Here is a 16198-nt window from a genome sequence, read left to right on the forward strand (position 1 = left end):
CCCGAGGGGGCTCAGCGCCGTACGTGTCCGTCGCCCGTGACGATGTACTTGGTGCTGGTCAGCTCCGGGAGGCCCATCGGTCCCCTGGCGTGCAGCTTCTGGGTGGAGATGCCGATCTCCGCGCCGAAGCCGAACTGGCCGCCGTCGGTGAAGCGGGTGGAGGCGTTCACCGCCACCGTGGTGGAGTCGACCAACTGGGTGAAGCGGCGGGCGGCCTGCTGGGAGGTGGTGACGATGGCCTCGGTGTGGCCGGAGGTCCACAGCCGGATGTGCTCGACGGCCCTGTCCAGCGAGTCGACCACGGCGGCGGCGATGTCGTAGGAGAGGTACTCGGTCTCCCAGTCCTCCGGAGTCGCCTCCACGACGGTCGCCCGGGAGTCCTTGGCGTACGCCAGCACGCGCTCGTCGGCGTGCACCGTCACACCCGCCTCGGCGAGGGCGTCGAGGGCGCGGGGCAGGAACTCGGGGGCGATGTCCTGGTGGACGAGGAGGGTCTCGGCGGCGTTGCAGACGCTGACCCGGTGCGCCTTGGAGTTGATCAGGATGTCGATCGCCATGTCGAGGTCGGCGTGGGCGTCGACGTAGACGTGGCAGTTGCCGGTGCCGGTCTCGATGACCGGGACGGTGGACTCGGTGACGACGGTCTGGATGAGCGAGGCGCCGCCGCGCGGGATGAGGACGTCGACGAGCCCGCGGGAGCGCATCAGCTCGCGCACGCTGTCGCGGCCCTCGCCGGGCACCAGCTGTACGGCGTCGGCGGGCAGCCCGGCCCCGCCGACCGCGTCCCGGATCACCCGGACGAGGGCGGTGTTCGACTCGTAGGCGGAGGACGACCCGCGCAGCAGGACCGCGTTGCCGGACTTCAGGCAGAGGGCGGCGGCGTCCACGGTGACGTTCGGGCGGGCCTCGTAGATGATGCCGACGACGCCCAGCGGGACGCGGACCTGGCGCAGGTCGATGCCGTTGGGAAGGGTGGAGCCGCGAACGACCTCGCCGACCGGGTCGGGCAGCGCGACGACGTCCCGCACGTCCGAGGCGATGGCGCGCACCCGCTCCGGGGTGAGGGTCAGCCGGTCGATCACCGATTCGGCGGTGCCGGCCTCGCGGGCCTTGGCGATGTCCCGGGCGTTGGCCTCGACGATTTCGCTCGTACGGACCTCCAGCGCGTCCGCGATGGCGAGCAGCGCGTCGTCCTTGGCGGCCCGGGGCAGCGGCGCGAGGTCGGCGGCGGCCGCCTTGGCACGGTAGGCGGCGCGGGTGACCGGGGACATGGAGTCGTACGGGGAGAGCGTGGTCATAAGGGAAGCGTAGTGCGCCGCACCGGCCCCTTCACCGCTCGTTCCACACCCCGAGACCGGCATCCCGAGACCGGCGGCGACCGGCGACCGGCCCCCGGCGCCCCGAGGCGGTCAGTAGGGGTGAACCCCGACGGGGGTCGCCGGGGCCGGGCCGTAGCCCTCGGCGATGCGCTGGTGGTAGGTCTGGCGGTCGATGACCTCCAGGCCGACGATCTCCCAGGGCGGCAGCCCGGCCGTCTGGCGGTGCTCGCCCCACAGGCGCAGGGCGACGGCGGCCGCGTCGTGCAGGTCGCGGGCCTCCTCCCAGTACCGGATCTCGGCGTGGTCGCCCGCGTATCTGCTGGTCAGGAGGAAGGGGTGGTCGTGGGCGAGCTGTTCGAGAGCGCGCCGGACCTCCGTCAGCGGGGCCTCCTCGCCGGAGACGCTGAGGGTGACGTGCCACAGCCGGGGTACGTCCACGGGCCGGCCGCCCTTCGACTCGGCGACCTCCTGGGCCCGGTACCGCTCACCGGCCGCCACACTGGTCAGGGCACGCTCCTCGCCGGGCGCCCGCGACGGCGACGGCGATGTCGAACCAGCCGCACGCGACGACGTCGCACCGGTCCCGCCGGTACTCCCACGGGCCGCTGCCACCCCAGGGCGCACTCGTCTCACGACGGCCTCCTTTACGCAGCGCTCGTGCGGAATGGGTCCCGCGGTCGCCCGCCGGACTCCCGCAGCCGGTGTCCCTGAGACAAAGTTGAGCAGGCCGCACGGCTCCGTGGGGCGGTTTCACGGAACGTCCCCCACCGGTACGGACCGTTCGAGCGGGTTTACGGGTGCAGGATCACCAGGTCGTCCCGGTGGACGACCTCGCGCTCGTACTCCGCGCCCAGTTCCCGCGCCAGTTCCCTGGTCGACCGGCCGATCAGCCGGGGGATCTCCTTGGCGTCGAAGTTGACGAGACCGCGGGCCACCGCGTGCCCCGAGGCGTCCCGCAGCTCGACCGGATCGCCCGCGCTGAAGTCGCCCTCGACGGCCGCGATCCCGGCCGGCAGCAGCGACGTGCGCCGCTCGACGACCGCGCGCACCGCGCCGTCGTCCAGGGTCAGCGACCCCTGTGGGGTGGACGCGTGCTGCAGCCACAGCAGCCGGTCGGCGGAGCGCTTTCCGGTGGAGTGGAAGTAGGTGCCGGTGTCCCCGCCGGCGAAGGCGTCGGCCGCGTGGACGGCGCTGGTGAGAACCACGGGGATGCCGGCGGCGGCCGCGATCCGGGCGGCCTCGACCTTGGTGACCATGCCGCCGGTGCCGATGCCCGCCTTGCCGACGCTGCCGATCTCGACGTGCGCGAGATCCTGCGGCCCGTGCACCTCGGCGATCCGCGCGGTGCCCGGCCTGCCGGGATCGCCGTCGTAGACGCCGTCGATGTCCGACAGCAGGACGAGCAGGTCGGCGTGGACGAGATGGGCGACGAGCGCGGCGAGCCGGTCGTTGTCGCCGAAGCGGATCTCGTCGGTGGCGACGGTGTCGTTCTCGTTGACGATCGGGAACGCGCCCATCGCGAGCAGCTTGTCGAGGGTGCGGGAGGCGTTGCGGTGGTGGGCGCGCCGGCTCATGTCGTCGCTGGTCAGCAGCACCTGGCCGACGCGGACGCCGTAGCGGGCGAAGGAGGCGGTGTAGCGGGCCACCAACAGGCCCTGGCCGACGCTGGCGGCGGCCTGCTGGCGGGCGAGGTCCCTGGGGCGGCGGCGCAGGCCCAGCGGGGCGAGCCCCGCGGCGATGGCGCCGGAGGAGACGAGGACGATCTCCTTCTCTCCCCCGCTGCGGCTCTTGGCGAGAACGTCGACGAGCGCGTCGACCCGGTCGGCGTCGAGCCCGCCGGAGGCGGTGGTCAGCGACGAGGAGCCGACCTTGACGACGATCCTGCGGGCCTCGCCCACGGCCTGCCTCACCCCTGCCACCTTGTTGTTCGCCCCTTGCGTAGGTCTGATTGCCGGTTTGGCAATCTACGCGACCGGGACGGGGGCCGCGCCCGGGTTTCACCTCGCGGACAGGCCCGGCGGCGCGGCCGTTCGCTCATGCTTTGCTGACCACGCCGGACACCGAGGTCTTCTCGAACGGGATGCGGACCGATGTGAAGGCCGCGGCCCTGATCAACGAGGAGTACGACGCCTTCGTCGTGCCCCTGGCCAACGCCTTCCGGCCCACCTTCGAGCCGGGGCTGCAGCGGCTGACCCGGCTCATCGGGAAGCTGAAGATCCCGGTCGTGGTGCTGGGCGTCGGCGCGCAGTTCGGGGTGACCTACGCCCCGGAGCGGCTGAAGCCCATGGAAGGCAGCGTGCGCGCCTTCTGCGCGGCGGTGCTGGAACACAGCGCCTCCATAGGCGTGCGGGGCGAGTTCACCGAGCGCTACCTCCACGACCTGGGCTTCCGGGACGTCGAGGCGATCGGCTGCCCGTCGATGTTCCTGCACGGCGACCGGCTGCTCGTGGAGAAGAAGGCGGCGGCGCTGACCGCGCAGTCCCGGATCAGCGTCAACGGCTCGCACACGGCGGTGCGCGGCGGCGGTCTGCACAAGGTGATCACCCGCGCCCACGAGCGCTATCCGAACCTGCTCTGCATAGGCCAGAACATCAGCGACGCCAAGCAGCTGCACTGGCGGGACGTGGACTCCCCGGGCGGCCGGGTCCGCGAGATGCCGACCCACCCCGACCACCCGATGTACCGGGAGGGCAAGGCACGCGTCTACATCGACCCGGTCACCTGGATGGACGATCTGCGCGAGTTCGACTACTCGTTCGGCTCACGCACCCACGGCAACATCGCGGCGCTGCTGGCCGGCACGCCCGCGACCGTACTGGCGTTCGACTCACGCACGCTGGAGCTGTGCCGCTACTTCGAGATCCCGCACCGGCTGCTCAGCGAGGTGCCCGAGGACCTCGACCCGGCCGACCTCTACGAGAAGGCCGACTTCACCGGCCTCGCCGGCAACCACAAGGAGCGCTTCGACCGGTTCGCCGCGTTCCTGGACAAGAACGGGCTGCAGAACACGTTCACCCACGGCGACGGCGGCGCGGCCTTCGAGAAGAAGCTCCGCTCCCTGCCCTTCCCGGCGGGCCTGCGCCCCTGGAACGACACCGACGTCGCCCCGCTGACGAGCCGATTCGGCTGGCTGCACCATCGCATCGGCGCACTCGACTCCCAGAACGCCCAGTTGAAGCGAGACCTGGCGAAGAGCCGCACCGGCGCGAGAGCAGCCGCCAAGGCCGCCTCGGTCATCCCCTCGCCGTCGATCTACCGCCGCGCCAAGCGTGCCGTGGGCGACCCGCTGCGCCGCGCTCTGAAGCCGAACAAGTCCTGAAGCCGAACAGGTGGACCGCTCGCCCGCCGCTCGCACCGCCGCTGGGCCGCCTGCTCACACCGCCGCAGTGCCGCCTGCTCACACCGCCGCAGTGCCGCCCGGTCTCATGGTGCGCCGGCGGAGTCTGCCGAGCCTGCGGCGGACCTTGCGGGTGAAGCCGCGCAGCAGGGCCTCGGCGGGGTCCTTGCGCCAGCCCGGGTAGGCCTTGGCCTCGCGGGGTTCGGCGAGGTAGATCCGGTCGGGGAGGCCGGCCGCGGCGGAGCCGTAGTGCGGGTAGGCCAGGTAGAGCTGGGTGTTGCGCTTCTTCAGGACCGGGGCCGGCTTGCTCTTGGCCACGATGAACTCGAGGACGTCCGCGAGGAGGTCGGGGCGCTGCCGGGCCACCAGCTCCAGGCGCAGCCGCTCGTGGACCATGAGGCGCTGGGCGACGCCCTCGTTCCAGTACGCGTCCATGAGCGGCTTGGCCAGCTCCATCTTGGTGCGCCGTATCTCCTCGTCGTTGCGCAGGAATATGGGCCCGAACTGCGGCAGCACGGTGACGAGGAAGGGGCGGACCATGAGCACGTCACGCTTGGCGCCGGGCGGGACGAGGCGCTCCAGCAGGCCCATCAGGGCGCGCGCGGAGTCGAAGCGCAGGGTGTAGCTCCCGCTCTTCGTCACATGCTTGCCGTCGGTGCGGCCCACCAGGTAGTAGCAGGTGTAGTCGGCGACCACGGAGACTCCGTCGGCCCGCAGATACGCCTCCATGGTGAAGAGCGCGTCCTCGCCGGTCCACAGGGACTCGTCGAAGCGCATGTCGTGGCGTTCCAGGAACTCCCGGCGGAACAGCTTCTGCGCGCTGAGGGTGAACTTTATGTTGGAGGAGTAGACGTCCGTACGTTCGAGCGTCTCGCCCCACATCGACCTCGGCGGCTTGCGGTTTATGCCCTCGACCCGCCCGAGGACCACGTCCGTGCCGTTGCGGTCGGCCATGGCGACCATGCGCTCCAGGGCCTCGGCGCCGAGCCGGTCGTCGGCGTCGAGGAAGAAAACGTACCGCCCGGTGGCCTTGGCGAGGCCTACGTTGCGCGGGCCGCTGGGGCCCCCGGAGTTCTCCTGCCGGATCACGGTGACGGACAGCGGGACGCGGGCGGCGAACTCCTCCAGGTACTCCCCGGTGCCGTCACCGGAGCCGTCGTCGACGGCTATGACCTCCAGGCGCGCGGGATCCAGGGTCTGTGCCTCGACGGACGCCAGGCACTCGACCAGGTACGGCATCGCTTCGTACGCCCCGATGACCACCGTGACGTCAGGCTGCGCAACGGACACTTTTCCCTCTCACCACGCACCGATCCTCGACAAGAACGCTCTGGATACCGGATAGACGGAGTATGAACCGAGTGGGTTGCCTGGGTTGCGACACGTGTTCTACATCACAGGATGCACGAAAAGCCGGACCCCCGGAGTGAGAACTCCGGGGGCCCGGCCGAGGAAACACGGATGTCAGGCGGTCGTCACGCCCTTGGCCAGTTCCGCCTCGTCGTCCGGCGGGCCGTCCACCGCGCCCAGCATCGCACCGGCCAGGGAGCTCGCGCCGACGTTGCGCGCCTCGGCCTTCAGCGCGAGGTCGGTGAGCGCGGTGTCGAACCGTTCCAGCGACGTGGGCTCGTCGGGCCCGAGCAGGTACTCCTTGAGCTCCTTGCGGTCCTTGGCCAGCGGATCGCCGACCGGGGCGCGCACCGCGTCCAGCAGTTGGTCCAGCTCGGTGGCGCTGTTGCCGAGGATCACGGCGGCGCGCACCGCGGTGTTCTGCTGCTTGAACTCCTCCGCGCCCAGCTCCGCGGAGTCCGTGACCGCGTACGGCTTGCCGCTCGCGATGAAGTCGGAGACCACGCTGGAGATGTCGGAGACCATCGCCTCGGAGGCGTTGAAACAGTCGTACAGACGGGGTTCGGCCCCGGTGACCACCCGGTGCTCGAAGGACGGGAAGGAGCGCCAGTAGGTCTCGTTCCACGCGGCGCGCAGCCGGGCGGCCTCCTGGTGCTTACGGACGTCGACGATGCCGTCGCGGCTCGTCACGGCCTCGTCGGCGCGCTCGTCGAAGGCCAGCGAGAGACCGTCCAGGCGGGCCTTGAGCCGGGTCAGCTCGGCCTTGGCCTCGGCCTGGGCCGCCGGGTCCGCGGTGAACCGGGGGTCGCCCGCGCGCTCGGCGGCGGCCTTCTTGACCAGGGCGATGATCCGCCGGTGCGCGGCGCCCGCCTTGGCGTTGCGCATACCGGTGAACGGGTGTGGCTTGTACACGACACGGACCGGCGGCTCGGCCTCGACCAGCTTGCGCACGATGTTCTCGCCCGCCAGCAGGAGCGAGGTGTTGCCCGGGCTGTCGTCCCAGCCCTCCCAGGTGGGCGCGTACAGGACCGTGGGCATGCGGTCGGCCGGCACGCCGTTCGACGGCCGGATCGGCGCGAGCTGCGGGCGGCCGACCTCGACGATGTCCTCGTCGCGGATGCCGACGTCGGCGATGGCGTAGCGGTCGCGGCCCGCGCGGCCGGCGGTCCACACCTCGTCGTAGACCTTGCTGAACGGGTTGACGCTGGCGACCTTGTCGCTGTCGCCGTGGCCGATGAAGACGTGCTTCATGGTCGGCACGCGCAGCAGGTGGATGTTCTTGCCGACGTTCGCGCAGTACAACGCGACCCGCACCATGGACAGGTCCATGTTCATCAGGTGCACCCCCCCGGGCACGCAGATGACAGGGACCGAGGTGGGCGCCATCCGCTCCAGGATGACGCGCTCACGCAGGATGACCAGCGGCCGGGCCTCCATCTGCTCCAGCGTCTCCAGCCACATGTTGACCTGGTAGGCGGAGTCGTCGGAGCCGGAGAAGTACAGCACCGTCTGCGGCCGGTACTCGCGCAGCCAGGCGCTGACCGTGCCCAGGACCTTGCCGGCCTTCGGCGGCAGCCGCCTCGCCCGCAGGTACGGCACCAGCGCGAGGACGTACAGCGTGCCCAGGCCCAGGGTGACGGCGATGCCGACGAACCCCGGGAGCACCGCGACCGAGTCGGCGCCGGAGCCGCTGAACGCGCACACGAGCAGGCCCACGACGGCCGCGAGGTCGAGGTGGAGCATCTTCACGGTGGCCCGGCTCAGCAGCAGACGCGGCGGGGCGTCCGGTATGGCCAGCCGGGAGGCCAGGTCGACGTTCCTGGTCACGACCGGCATCTGGCGGCGCTTGCCGATCAGGGTGGCCAGCGCGCCGTGCGGGGCCTGTAGACCGAAGAACACCGTGAAGCACGCGATCGCCGCGTAGAAGACCGGCTCCTGGGAGAGGCCGAGTCTCGCCAGCAGCAGGATCAGCAGCAGTTCGCGGACCAGGAACCGGGTGGACAGACCTGCCCGCACCTTGGACAGGAGCCCGATGAGGCGACTGCCCTTGCGGTGGAGGTAGAGGTCCGCCAGGTACGTCACGGCGGCCGCGGCGGCGAAGGCGGGGGCGCTCGGCACGAGCGCGGCCGCCATGAGACCGGGGTAGCCCAGCATCATGAGGACCGCTGCGGCCAGTTCGGCCGCGCTGCCCACCCGGGCTACGCGAATAGCGGTGGATATCACGGGGAAACCTGCTCTGGGAGGGGGCCGGTTCATAGGTACTTAAAAGTCCGGAAAATCCTTTTTGAAGGTTTCGGAATTTTTACGGTTCAGGCCTCTGTGAATTCTCCGTAAACAAGGAGCGACAGAGGCCTGAAAAATCGATGGCTATTTGATCACGATTATGCCACGCCGTTCTGTCGGTCCAGTACGTCGGCGAGTGCCTGCTCGAAGCCGGACGCCTTGCCGGCGGCCGCTGTCGGATCCTGCTGGCGGACGTCGATGACATGCCCCGTGAGCTCGGAAAGCATCACGTCGAGCGAGGTGCGGGCGACCGCCTCGGAGGAGAGCAGACTGCCCGCGGGCTCCTGCCCGAAGGCCTTGGTGCGCATCGGCGTCGCCGTGCGCTCCGGATTGACGCAGTTCACCCGGATGCCGTCCCCGGCCCACTCGTCCGACAGGGCCTGGGTGAGATTCACCATGGCGGCCTTGGTCGAGGAGTAGAGGCTGTACTCGGCGCGGCCGCGGGTGTAACTGCTGGAGGTGTACAGCAGCAACTGGCCCTTCGTCTCGGCGAGATACTTGTAAGCCGAACGTGCGATCTGCACAGGCGCCAGGTAGTTGACTTTCAGCGCTTCCTCGATGGTCGCGTTGTCGGTCTCGGCCAGCTTGCCGATGCGCAGCACGCCCGCGGTGTTGACGACGTAGTCGACGCGCCCGGTCTCGCTGTAGGCCTTCGACAGGGCGTCGTCGACCTCCTCCGGGTTCTCCACGTGCGTGCCGGTGGTGGACCGGCCCAGGGCGTAGACCTTGGCGCCGTGGGCCTCGGCGAGTTCGGCGATGTCCTTGCCGATGCCGTACGAACCGCCGAAGACGACCACGGTCCGGCCGGTGAGCAGCTCGCGGTAGACCTCCTCGCCGTTCTGCTCGGGGGTGGCGGAGGACGCCAGCTGGAAGAGCTTGTCGGCGATGAAGACGTCGACGGGCTGAGTCACCTTCATGTTGTACTCGTCGCCCGCCACGACGTGGATCGGCACGTCCGGCAGGTAGCGCAGCACGACGGTGCAGTCGTCCGTGGCCTGGAAGTTGGGGTCGCCCGCCGCCACCTCGTAGGCCCGGCGGATGGTGGACAGCTTGAACGCCTGCGGGGTCTGGCCGCGGCGCAGCCGGGAGCGGTCCGGGATCTCGGTGATGAACTCGCCGTCCTCGCCGTGCGTGCGCGTGACGATGATGGTGTCCGCGGACGGGATGGCCACGTCGACCGCCTGGTAGCGCTCCAGCGCCGTGACGCAGTCGTCGATGACGCGCTGCGAGAGCAGGGGGCGGACGGCGTCGTGGAAGAGGACGTTGAGGTCCTCGCCCTCGGCCAGCCCCTCGCCCAGGGCGGCGATGGCGCGCTCGGTCGTCTCGTTCCGCGTGGAGCCGCCCTCGATGATCGCCCGGACCTTCTTGAACCCGGCCTTGGACACGATCTTCTCGACGTCCGGCACATAGCCCGGGGCCATGAGCACGATGATGTCGTCGACCGAGTCGGCCTTCTCGAAGGTGGTCAGCGTGTGCTCGATGACTGCCTTGCCGGCGATCTTCAGCAACTGCTTGGGAATCGACAGACCCACGCGCTGGCCGGTGCCACCGGCCAGGATCACTGCGGTGGTACGGGGCTTGGCTATCAGCTGGGACACAGAAGACCTACCTTGAGAGGACAGGGACGCGGAAATGGTCCCACTTGCGGTTACCGCGATGCAAGGTGAGCGCCGTCGACTGCAAATGTGTACGCAACCTGGCATTCACCTTGTGCCGCTGACGATTGCCGAGACACCGTTGCGGCTTCCCCCGAAACCCCCTGGAAATCCTGTGAGTAACTCCACAGGGTTAACGCATTGCCGAGAGTGACATGCGCTGCGACATCTGTAGCGGCATCTGCAGCAACATGCGTGACACGGGTGACTCTAACGGCTGCCGAGAGACGTCAGCGCCGCCGCAGCCGTTTGAGGCAGCGGTGTCCGAGCACCCGCACGAGCTCCTTCGACGAGGTCTGGTGCACCGGGCGGGCCGAGGCCCCGCCGGGCCCTGCGGCCACCGCCGCGAGCGCTCCGTACAAGGCGTGCGCGGCCACCTCGGGCGCGATCCGGGCCTCCCCGGCCCACTCCTGCGCCCGCTCCTCGACCCGCTCCCCGGCCCGCTTCGCCGCGGGCTCGGGCGCGGCGGACAACAGCCCCGGATCGCCGATCACCCGCACGCCCGTCAACTCAATCCGAGAGGCCGTCTCGGCACCGATCTCGGCGGCGGCTTCGACCGCCCAGCCGGGCGTGGAGATCTTCACATCCCGGGTGGTGGGACTACATATGTTCTTCATATGGAAGACCGCGCCGTTGCGCACCAGCTTGGAATAGAGCTCGTCGGGCAGCCCGTTACTGCGGAATTCCTTGTTGAGACTCCGCAGCATTTCGGCCTCGGCGAGCGTGAGAGAGCGATTCGCGGTGTCGGGAACAGGCTGCAGGAGATTCCTCGGCAGCCCTAACAGCGCCTCGAACGTGCGCATCAGCCCGCCCCGGTCCCGGTCGTCGACCACGACGACGGTGACCCGCTCGGCGCCGACCGCCCGCACCCACCGCTCGACCAGCCGGTCGTGCCGGTGCCGGCGCCAGAAGCTGGGGGTGGGCTTCTCGTAGGGGGCCTTGCGGAGCATGTGCTCCAGCCACTCCTCGTAACCCATGCGCAGACCGTTCTGCACGTACTGCTGCCACTGCGAGGGCATGATCTTCCCCAGCGGGCGCACGGTGACCAGCACGTGCACCGGCTCCCCGCCGAGCTGCTCGACGATCCGTTCGATCGTCGCGTCGTCCGGGGCGTCGGCGAAGAACTCGCTGCTGATCACGCAGGTGCGGCGGCCGGTGGCGTGCACCTGCTCCACGAGCCGCGTCCAGTGCCGCTCGGTGGGCCTGGTGTCGCCGATCATCCCGGTCCGGGAGCAGGCGGCCAGCACGGCCTGCATGGGGTGTCTGCTGTGCGCCGGGAACTCGACGCCGTACGCCGGCAGCTTCTCCTTCGCCCCGAAGAGGGCGCCCTGGATCGCGGTGGTCCCGGTTTTGTGCGGGCCGATGTGCAGCAGGCGGGTGCCGCGCGGCAGCGGGGAGAGCTTCGCCGGGGCCACGGCGTCATTGCTCGTACAGTCCGTCTCCATGGTCAAGGGACGGTAAGAGAGCTTCCTTGGGAAACGCTGAGAGGAGCCTGGGGCACGGATGAGTCCCAGGCTCCGGTCAGCGGTTCTTCACTTCGAGGTTTTCTGCACGGCCCGCGAGGACGGGGACGGGGCTACCCGCGAGGACCGGGACGGGTCAGGATCTGGGCTAGAACGGCTCGAAGCCCTCGAACTCCTGGGACGCCTCGTCGCGTTCGGCCTGCTTGTCCCGGCGGCGCTGGGTCGCGGGACGCGGCTCCTCGAAGCGGTGGTCCTCACCCCGGCGGCCGAGCATCTCGGCACCGGCCGTCACGGACGGCTCCCAGTCGAAGACGACCGCGTTGTCCTCGGGACCGATGGCCACGCCGTCGCCGCCGCGGGCGCCCGCCTTCATCAGCGCGTCCTCCACACCGAGGCGGTTGAGCCGGTCGGCGAGGTAGCCGACGGCCTCGTCGTTGTTGAAGTCGGTCTGCCGCACCCAGCGTTCGGGCTTCTCGCCCCGGACGCGGAACAGGCCGTCCTCCTCCAGGCTGACGGTGAAGCCGGTGTCGTCGACCGCCTTCGGACGGATGACGACCCGGGTCGCCTCCTCCTTCGGCTTGGCCGCGCGCGCCGCGCCCACCATCTCGGCGAGGGCGAACGACAGCTCCTTCAGGCCCATGTGAGCCACCGCGGACACCTCGAAGACGCGGTAGCCGCGCTCCTCCAGCTCCGGGCGGACCATCTCGGCGAGGTCCTTGCCGTCGGGGACGTCGATCTTGTTGAGCACCACGAGCCGCGGCCGGTTGCCGAGACCGCCGTACTGCTTGAGTTCCTCCTCGATGATGTCGAGGTCGGAGAGCGGGTCGCGCTCGGACTCCAGGGTCGCCGTGTCCAGCACGTGCACGAGCACGCTGCACCGCTCGACGTGGCGCAGGAACTCCAGGCCGAGGCCCTTGCCCTGGCTGGCGCCCGGGATGAGCCCGGGGACGTCGGCGATGGTGTAGACGGTCGAGCCGGCGGTCACCACGCCCAGGTTCGGCACCAGGGTGGTGAACGGGTAGTCCGCGATCTTCGGCTTGGCGGCGGACAGGACGGAGATCAGCGACGACTTGCCCGCGCTCGGGTAGCCGACGAGGGCCACGTCCGCGACCGTCTTCAGCTCCAGGACGATGTCCTGGAGGTCGCCGGGCACGCCGAGCAGCGCGAAGCCGGGCGCCTTGCGGCGGGCCGAGGCCAGCGCCGCGTTGCCGAGGCCGCCGCGACCCCCCTGGGCGGCGACGTAGGACGTCCCGTGCCCGACCAGGTCCGCCAGCACGTTGCCGGCCTTGTCCTGGATCACGGTGCCGTCCGGGACCGGCAGGATCAGGTCCTGGCCGTCCTTGCCGGAGCGGTTGCCGCCCTCGCCGGGCTTGCCGTTGGTGGCGCTGCGGTGGGGCTTGTGGTGGTAGTCGAGGAGCGTGGTGATCGACTGGTCGACGACCAGGATCACATCGCCGCCACGGCCGCCGTTGCCCCCGTCGGGGCCACCGAGCGGCTTGAACTTCTCACGGTGGACGGAGGCACAGCCGTGGCCTCCGTTACCCGCGGCGACATGGAGTTCGACGCGGTCCACGAAGGTGGTCATGGTAGGTGCCTCCAGCACTGCGAAAACGTACGAGTTCGGTCTCTTGCGTAACACGCGAAAGGCGGACCCGCCTTCCCGAAAGGGAAGTGAGGTCCGCCTCGCGAAATGTTCGGTCTGTGTCTAAGCCCTGGGCTCAGGCGGCGACCGGAACGATGTTCACGACCTTGCGGCCACGGTGGGTGCCGAACTGCACCGAACCGGCCTCGAGGGCGAACAGCGTGTCGTCGCCACCGCGGCCGACACCGGCGCCCGGGTGGAAGTGGGTGCCACGCTGGCGGACCAGGATCTCACCCGCGTTGACGACCTGACCGCCGAAGCGCTTCACGCCGAGCCGCTGAGCGTTGGAGTCGCGACCGTTCCGGGTGGACGATGCGCCCTTCTTGTGTGCCATCTCTCCTCAGTCCCTTACTTCGCAGCCGCGGGGATCTCAGTGACCTTGATCGCCGTGTACTGCTGGCGGTGGCCCTGACGACGGCGGTAGCCGGTCTTGTTCTTGTAGCGAAGGATGTCGATCTTGACGCCCTTGTGGTGGTCCACGACCTCGGCCTGGACCTTGATGCCGGCCAGCACCCACGGGTCGCTGGTGACAGCCTCGCCGTCGACAACGAGCAGGGTCGAGAGCTCGACCGTGTCGCCAACCTTGGCAGTGGAAATCTTGTCAACCTCAACGATGTCGCCGACAGCAACCTTGTGCTGGCGACCACCGCTGCGCACGATGGCGTACACGCTGATCTCACTCTCTCGCTCTGGGACGGCATCCCCGCAGTCCAGCCACCCGGGAACGAACACGGGCGGCCTCTCCCGACCACCGAGGTACCGGTACCCGGGAGGAAGAGGGTTTACGAGGATGTGGCATGCCAACCGACACGCCGAGGGTCAAGGCTACGGGGCGGGTGCGCAGGGGGTCAAACCGAGCCGTGCCCGCCGCTCACCGCTGCTCGTCCTCCGGGGCCGCCGCTCACCGCTGCCCGCCCTCCGAGGCCGCCGCTCACCGCTGCTCGTCCTCCGAGGCCACGGCCTCCTCGACGGCGAACCCGGACGTGTCGAGCTCGAAGTCGAACGGGGCGGGGATGCGCACGGGCCGCCCGAACGGAACGTCGGTCCGGGACCGGTACCCCTTGGGAGACGGATCCCACATGACGTTGATCTCCCCGCCCCCGCGGCGCCGGGCTGTGACAGCCGCCCGCCCCTCGGCAACGCTCACCCGCCGACCTCGCACCACAGAAGTTTCCCGCCGCTCCCGGAGAGGCCGCCGCCGAGCGGATACCCGCCCCACGTCTCGGCGTAGTGACATACGAGGAAGAGCCCGCGCCCAGCCTCCGCGTCCGGGCCTGTCGGGACGGGGAGACGGCGGGGCCCGGACCGCTTTCCGAAGGGAGGCGGGATGTGGGGGTTGGCGTCCCAGACGCTCACCCGGAGCCGACCTCGACCGAGCCCGCGGAGGCGGAGGGTGGCCGGGCCGGTGGAGTGCCGGTAGGCGTTGGTGACGAGCTCGGTGGCCAACAGCTCGGCGGAATCCTGGAGTTGCGACATGCCGTGTCCGGCGAGGACGGCTCGGAGGGTGACGCGGGCGATGCGCGCGGCTCGCGGATCGTGGGGCAGTTGGAGGGCGTACGCCCAAGTTGGGGCCGCTTCGCACTCCGACAGAGATACGGTGACCATGAACGCCTCCTGCAGTGGGGGAAGTTGGTTCGCTCGACGCTCCGGCCCGGCCGGGCGGTGGCAGTGCCGCGCGCTTGCAGGTGCGATGCGGTGCGCTTCCGGCGTATCGGCGGGGTCGGTTGAGCGGCTCGGGACTCACCGTAGGCTTCAGCCCCTGAAGGTTTTGCACTATCAAGCAAAAGGTTCAGGGATTTAGCTCGTGCGAGTGGCCTCCACAACAGACGTACGGAACGGAGCGAGGACTTGGCACCGCGAAGCGTCCCTACAGCCCGCCGCCTCCGCATCGGCATCGAGCTACGCCGCCTGCGGGAACGGGCCGGAATGACCGCCGCCGAGGCCGCTCGCTCTCTGGGCACGACTCAGGCGCAGGTCAGCAACATCGAGGCCAACCGCTTCGGCATCAGCGCGGAACGCGTGCGCACCCTCGCCCACATCTACGGCTGCACGGACCAGAGCTTGGTCGACGCCCTAGCCGTCATGGCGGCGGACCGAACACGCGGCTGGTGGGAGGAGTACCGGGACACACTGCCTTCCCGCCTGCTGGATCTCGCCGAACTGGAACACCACGCCACTGCTCTACGCGTCACGCAGGTCATCAACATCCCGGGCCTGCTGCAGACCCCGGAGCACGCCCGCGCGTTGTTCCGCGAGGCGGTTCCGTCCCTGCGCCCGCACGAGATCGAGTACCGCATCTCCCACCGCATCAAGCGCCAGGCCATCCTCTATCGCGAGCAGCCCCCGCCATACACCGCGATCGTCCACGAGGCCGCCCTGCGGATGCAGTTCGGCGGCCGCGAGGTGGCCCGGGCCCAACTGGAACATCTGGTCGAAGCCAGCGAGCAGGCCAACGTCTCCCTCCGCGTAATCCCCTTCAACGGCACGTCGTTCCCCACCACAGGCCACGCCGTGGACTACTTCCACGGTCCGGTGCCGACCCTCGACACGGTGGAGGTCGACACCGCCCACGGCAGCGAACTCGTCGATGCAGCAGGACAGTTGGAGAAGTACCGTCTCGTGCTGGACCGTATGGAGGCAGTCGCCCTGAAACCCGCCGCCTCTCGCGACCTCATCCACCGCGTCGCCCAAGACACCTGAGAGACGACATATGACCGAACGGAACTGGCAGAAATCGACGTACAGCGAAGAAGGCTCCGCCTGCGTCTACCTCGCCACCACCCCCGCCGGAACGATCCTCCTCCGCGAAAGCGACGAACCGGAAACCATCCTCCCCATCAGCCCGAGCCAACTCGGGTCCCTGATAGCCCGCCTGCGCAACGACTGAAGCAACACATCGAGCCTTTCCCAGTAATGGATCGTGCCGTTGCGTGATCGTTCAGATGGTGCGGCCGTACTCGAGCTGAAGCAGGACGAGGGCTGCGGCGGCGATCTTCGTGATGCGGCTGGGGTCGAGGCTGACCTTACGCAGGGCCCTTGAAGGTGGTTTTGAGCGGGACTGTAAAACGATCGGTGTAACTCCTGATCAAGGAAGATGCATCGATGACCAGCGACAACGTGACCGAGGCCGAGTCCGTCGAGGCCGCTGA

At 69.6% G+C, this 16198-nt stretch carries 15 protein-coding genes and 1 pseudogene; 3 read left to right on the top strand and 13 right to left on the bottom strand.

The window, feature by feature from the left end; translation table 11 throughout:
- Positions 1-11 precede the first annotated feature (11 nt).
- The 3 genes from AB0J04_RS13525 to proB form a co-directional block, all read right to left on the bottom strand.
- Positions 12-1298, bottom strand: coding sequence for a glutamate-5-semialdehyde dehydrogenase (locus tag AB0J04_RS13525; protein ID WP_363168523.1), 1287 nt, complete (start codon positions 1296-1298; stop codon positions 12-14).
- A 111-nt stretch (positions 1299-1409) separates the two neighbouring features.
- The gene (locus tag AB0J04_RS13530; protein ID WP_363168524.1) at positions 1410-1952 is read right to left on the bottom strand and encodes a hypothetical protein; all 543 of its coding nucleotides are present in this window, start codon (positions 1950-1952) and stop codon (positions 1410-1412) included.
- 158 nt (positions 1953-2110) lie between these two features.
- Complete coding sequence (gene proB / locus AB0J04_RS13535) at positions 2111-3217, bottom strand: glutamate 5-kinase (protein ID WP_363168545.1); 1107 nt, start codon at positions 3215-3217, stop codon at positions 2111-2113.
- A gap of 143 nt (positions 3218-3360) precedes the next feature.
- Between proB and AB0J04_RS13540 the strand changes: the two genes are divergently transcribed.
- The gene (locus AB0J04_RS13540) at positions 3361-4638 is read left to right on the top strand and encodes a polysaccharide pyruvyl transferase family protein (RefSeq protein ID WP_363168525.1); all 1278 of its coding nucleotides are present in this window, start codon (positions 3361-3363) and stop codon (positions 4636-4638) included.
- A 78-nt stretch (positions 4639-4716) separates the two neighbouring features.
- Here the strand turns inward: AB0J04_RS13540 and AB0J04_RS13545 are convergent, their stop codons facing one another.
- The 9 genes from AB0J04_RS13545 to AB0J04_RS13585 form a co-directional block, all read right to left on the bottom strand.
- Complete coding sequence (locus AB0J04_RS13545; RefSeq protein ID WP_363168526.1) at positions 4717-5946, bottom strand: glycosyltransferase family 2 protein; 1230 nt, start codon at positions 5944-5946, stop codon at positions 4717-4719.
- A gap of 174 nt (positions 5947-6120) precedes the next feature.
- Positions 6121-8229, bottom strand: a complete 2109-nt coding sequence (locus AB0J04_RS13550; protein ID WP_363168527.1) for a hypothetical protein — start codon at positions 8227-8229, stop codon at positions 6121-6123.
- A gap of 158 nt (positions 8230-8387) precedes the next feature.
- Positions 8388-9887, bottom strand: coding sequence for a bifunctional cytidylyltransferase/SDR family oxidoreductase (locus AB0J04_RS13555; RefSeq protein ID WP_363168528.1), 1500 nt, complete (start codon positions 9885-9887; stop codon positions 8388-8390).
- 287 nt (positions 9888-10174) lie between these two features.
- On the bottom strand, positions 10175-11389 hold the full coding sequence (locus AB0J04_RS13560; protein WP_363168529.1) for a hypothetical protein: 1215 nt from the start codon (positions 11387-11389) through the stop codon (positions 10175-10177).
- Positions 11390-11555: 166 nt separating this feature from the next.
- Positions 11556-12992 carry a GTPase ObgE gene (obgE, locus tag AB0J04_RS13565; RefSeq protein WP_363168530.1) on the bottom strand — a complete coding sequence of 479 codons (1437 nt, stop codon included), beginning with the start codon at positions 12990-12992 and terminating at the stop codon, positions 11556-11558.
- Between the two features lie 133 nt (positions 12993-13125).
- On the bottom strand, positions 13126-13383 hold the full coding sequence (gene rpmA, locus AB0J04_RS13570; protein ID WP_363168531.1) for a 50S ribosomal protein L27: 258 nt from the start codon (positions 13381-13383) through the stop codon (positions 13126-13128).
- 14 nt (positions 13384-13397) lie between these two features.
- The gene (gene rplU, locus AB0J04_RS13575; RefSeq protein ID WP_030601628.1) at positions 13398-13718 is read right to left on the bottom strand and encodes a 50S ribosomal protein L21; all 321 of its coding nucleotides are present in this window, start codon (positions 13716-13718) and stop codon (positions 13398-13400) included.
- Between the two features lie 262 nt (positions 13719-13980).
- Positions 13981-14196: a hypothetical protein gene (locus AB0J04_RS13580; RefSeq protein WP_363168532.1), complete on the bottom strand. Its 216-nt coding sequence runs from the start codon at positions 14194-14196 to the stop codon at positions 13981-13983.
- Positions 14193-14654, bottom strand: a complete 462-nt coding sequence (locus tag AB0J04_RS13585) for an ATP-binding protein (RefSeq protein WP_363168533.1) — start codon at positions 14652-14654, stop codon at positions 14193-14195. The genes AB0J04_RS13580 and AB0J04_RS13585 overlap by 4 nt, the downstream gene beginning before the upstream one ends.
- A gap of 243 nt (positions 14655-14897) precedes the next feature.
- On the opposite strand from AB0J04_RS13585, the gene AB0J04_RS13590 reads away from it, so the two are divergent.
- Both AB0J04_RS13590 and AB0J04_RS13595 read left to right on the top strand, forming a co-directional pair.
- Positions 14898-15749 (top strand): helix-turn-helix transcriptional regulator, encoded by an 852-nt coding sequence (locus AB0J04_RS13590; RefSeq protein ID WP_363168535.1) that lies wholly within the window; start codon positions 14898-14900, stop codon positions 15747-15749.
- A 10-nt stretch (positions 15750-15759) separates the two neighbouring features.
- The gene (locus tag AB0J04_RS13595) at positions 15760-15936 is read left to right on the top strand and encodes a DUF397 domain-containing protein (RefSeq protein WP_363168536.1); all 177 of its coding nucleotides are present in this window, start codon (positions 15760-15762) and stop codon (positions 15934-15936) included.
- Positions 15937-15987: 51 nt separating this feature from the next.
- On the opposite strand, the pseudogene AB0J04_RS13600 reads toward AB0J04_RS13595, so the two are convergent.
- Positions 15988-16102, bottom strand: a pseudogene (locus AB0J04_RS13600) (IS5/IS1182 family transposase); the annotation flags it as partial.
- Positions 16103-16198: the final 96 nt, after the last annotated feature.

This window comes from Streptomyces sp. NPDC050263, from assembly GCF_040655955.1.
Taxonomy (GTDB): Bacteria; Actinomycetota; Actinomycetes; order Streptomycetales; family Streptomycetaceae; genus Streptomyces.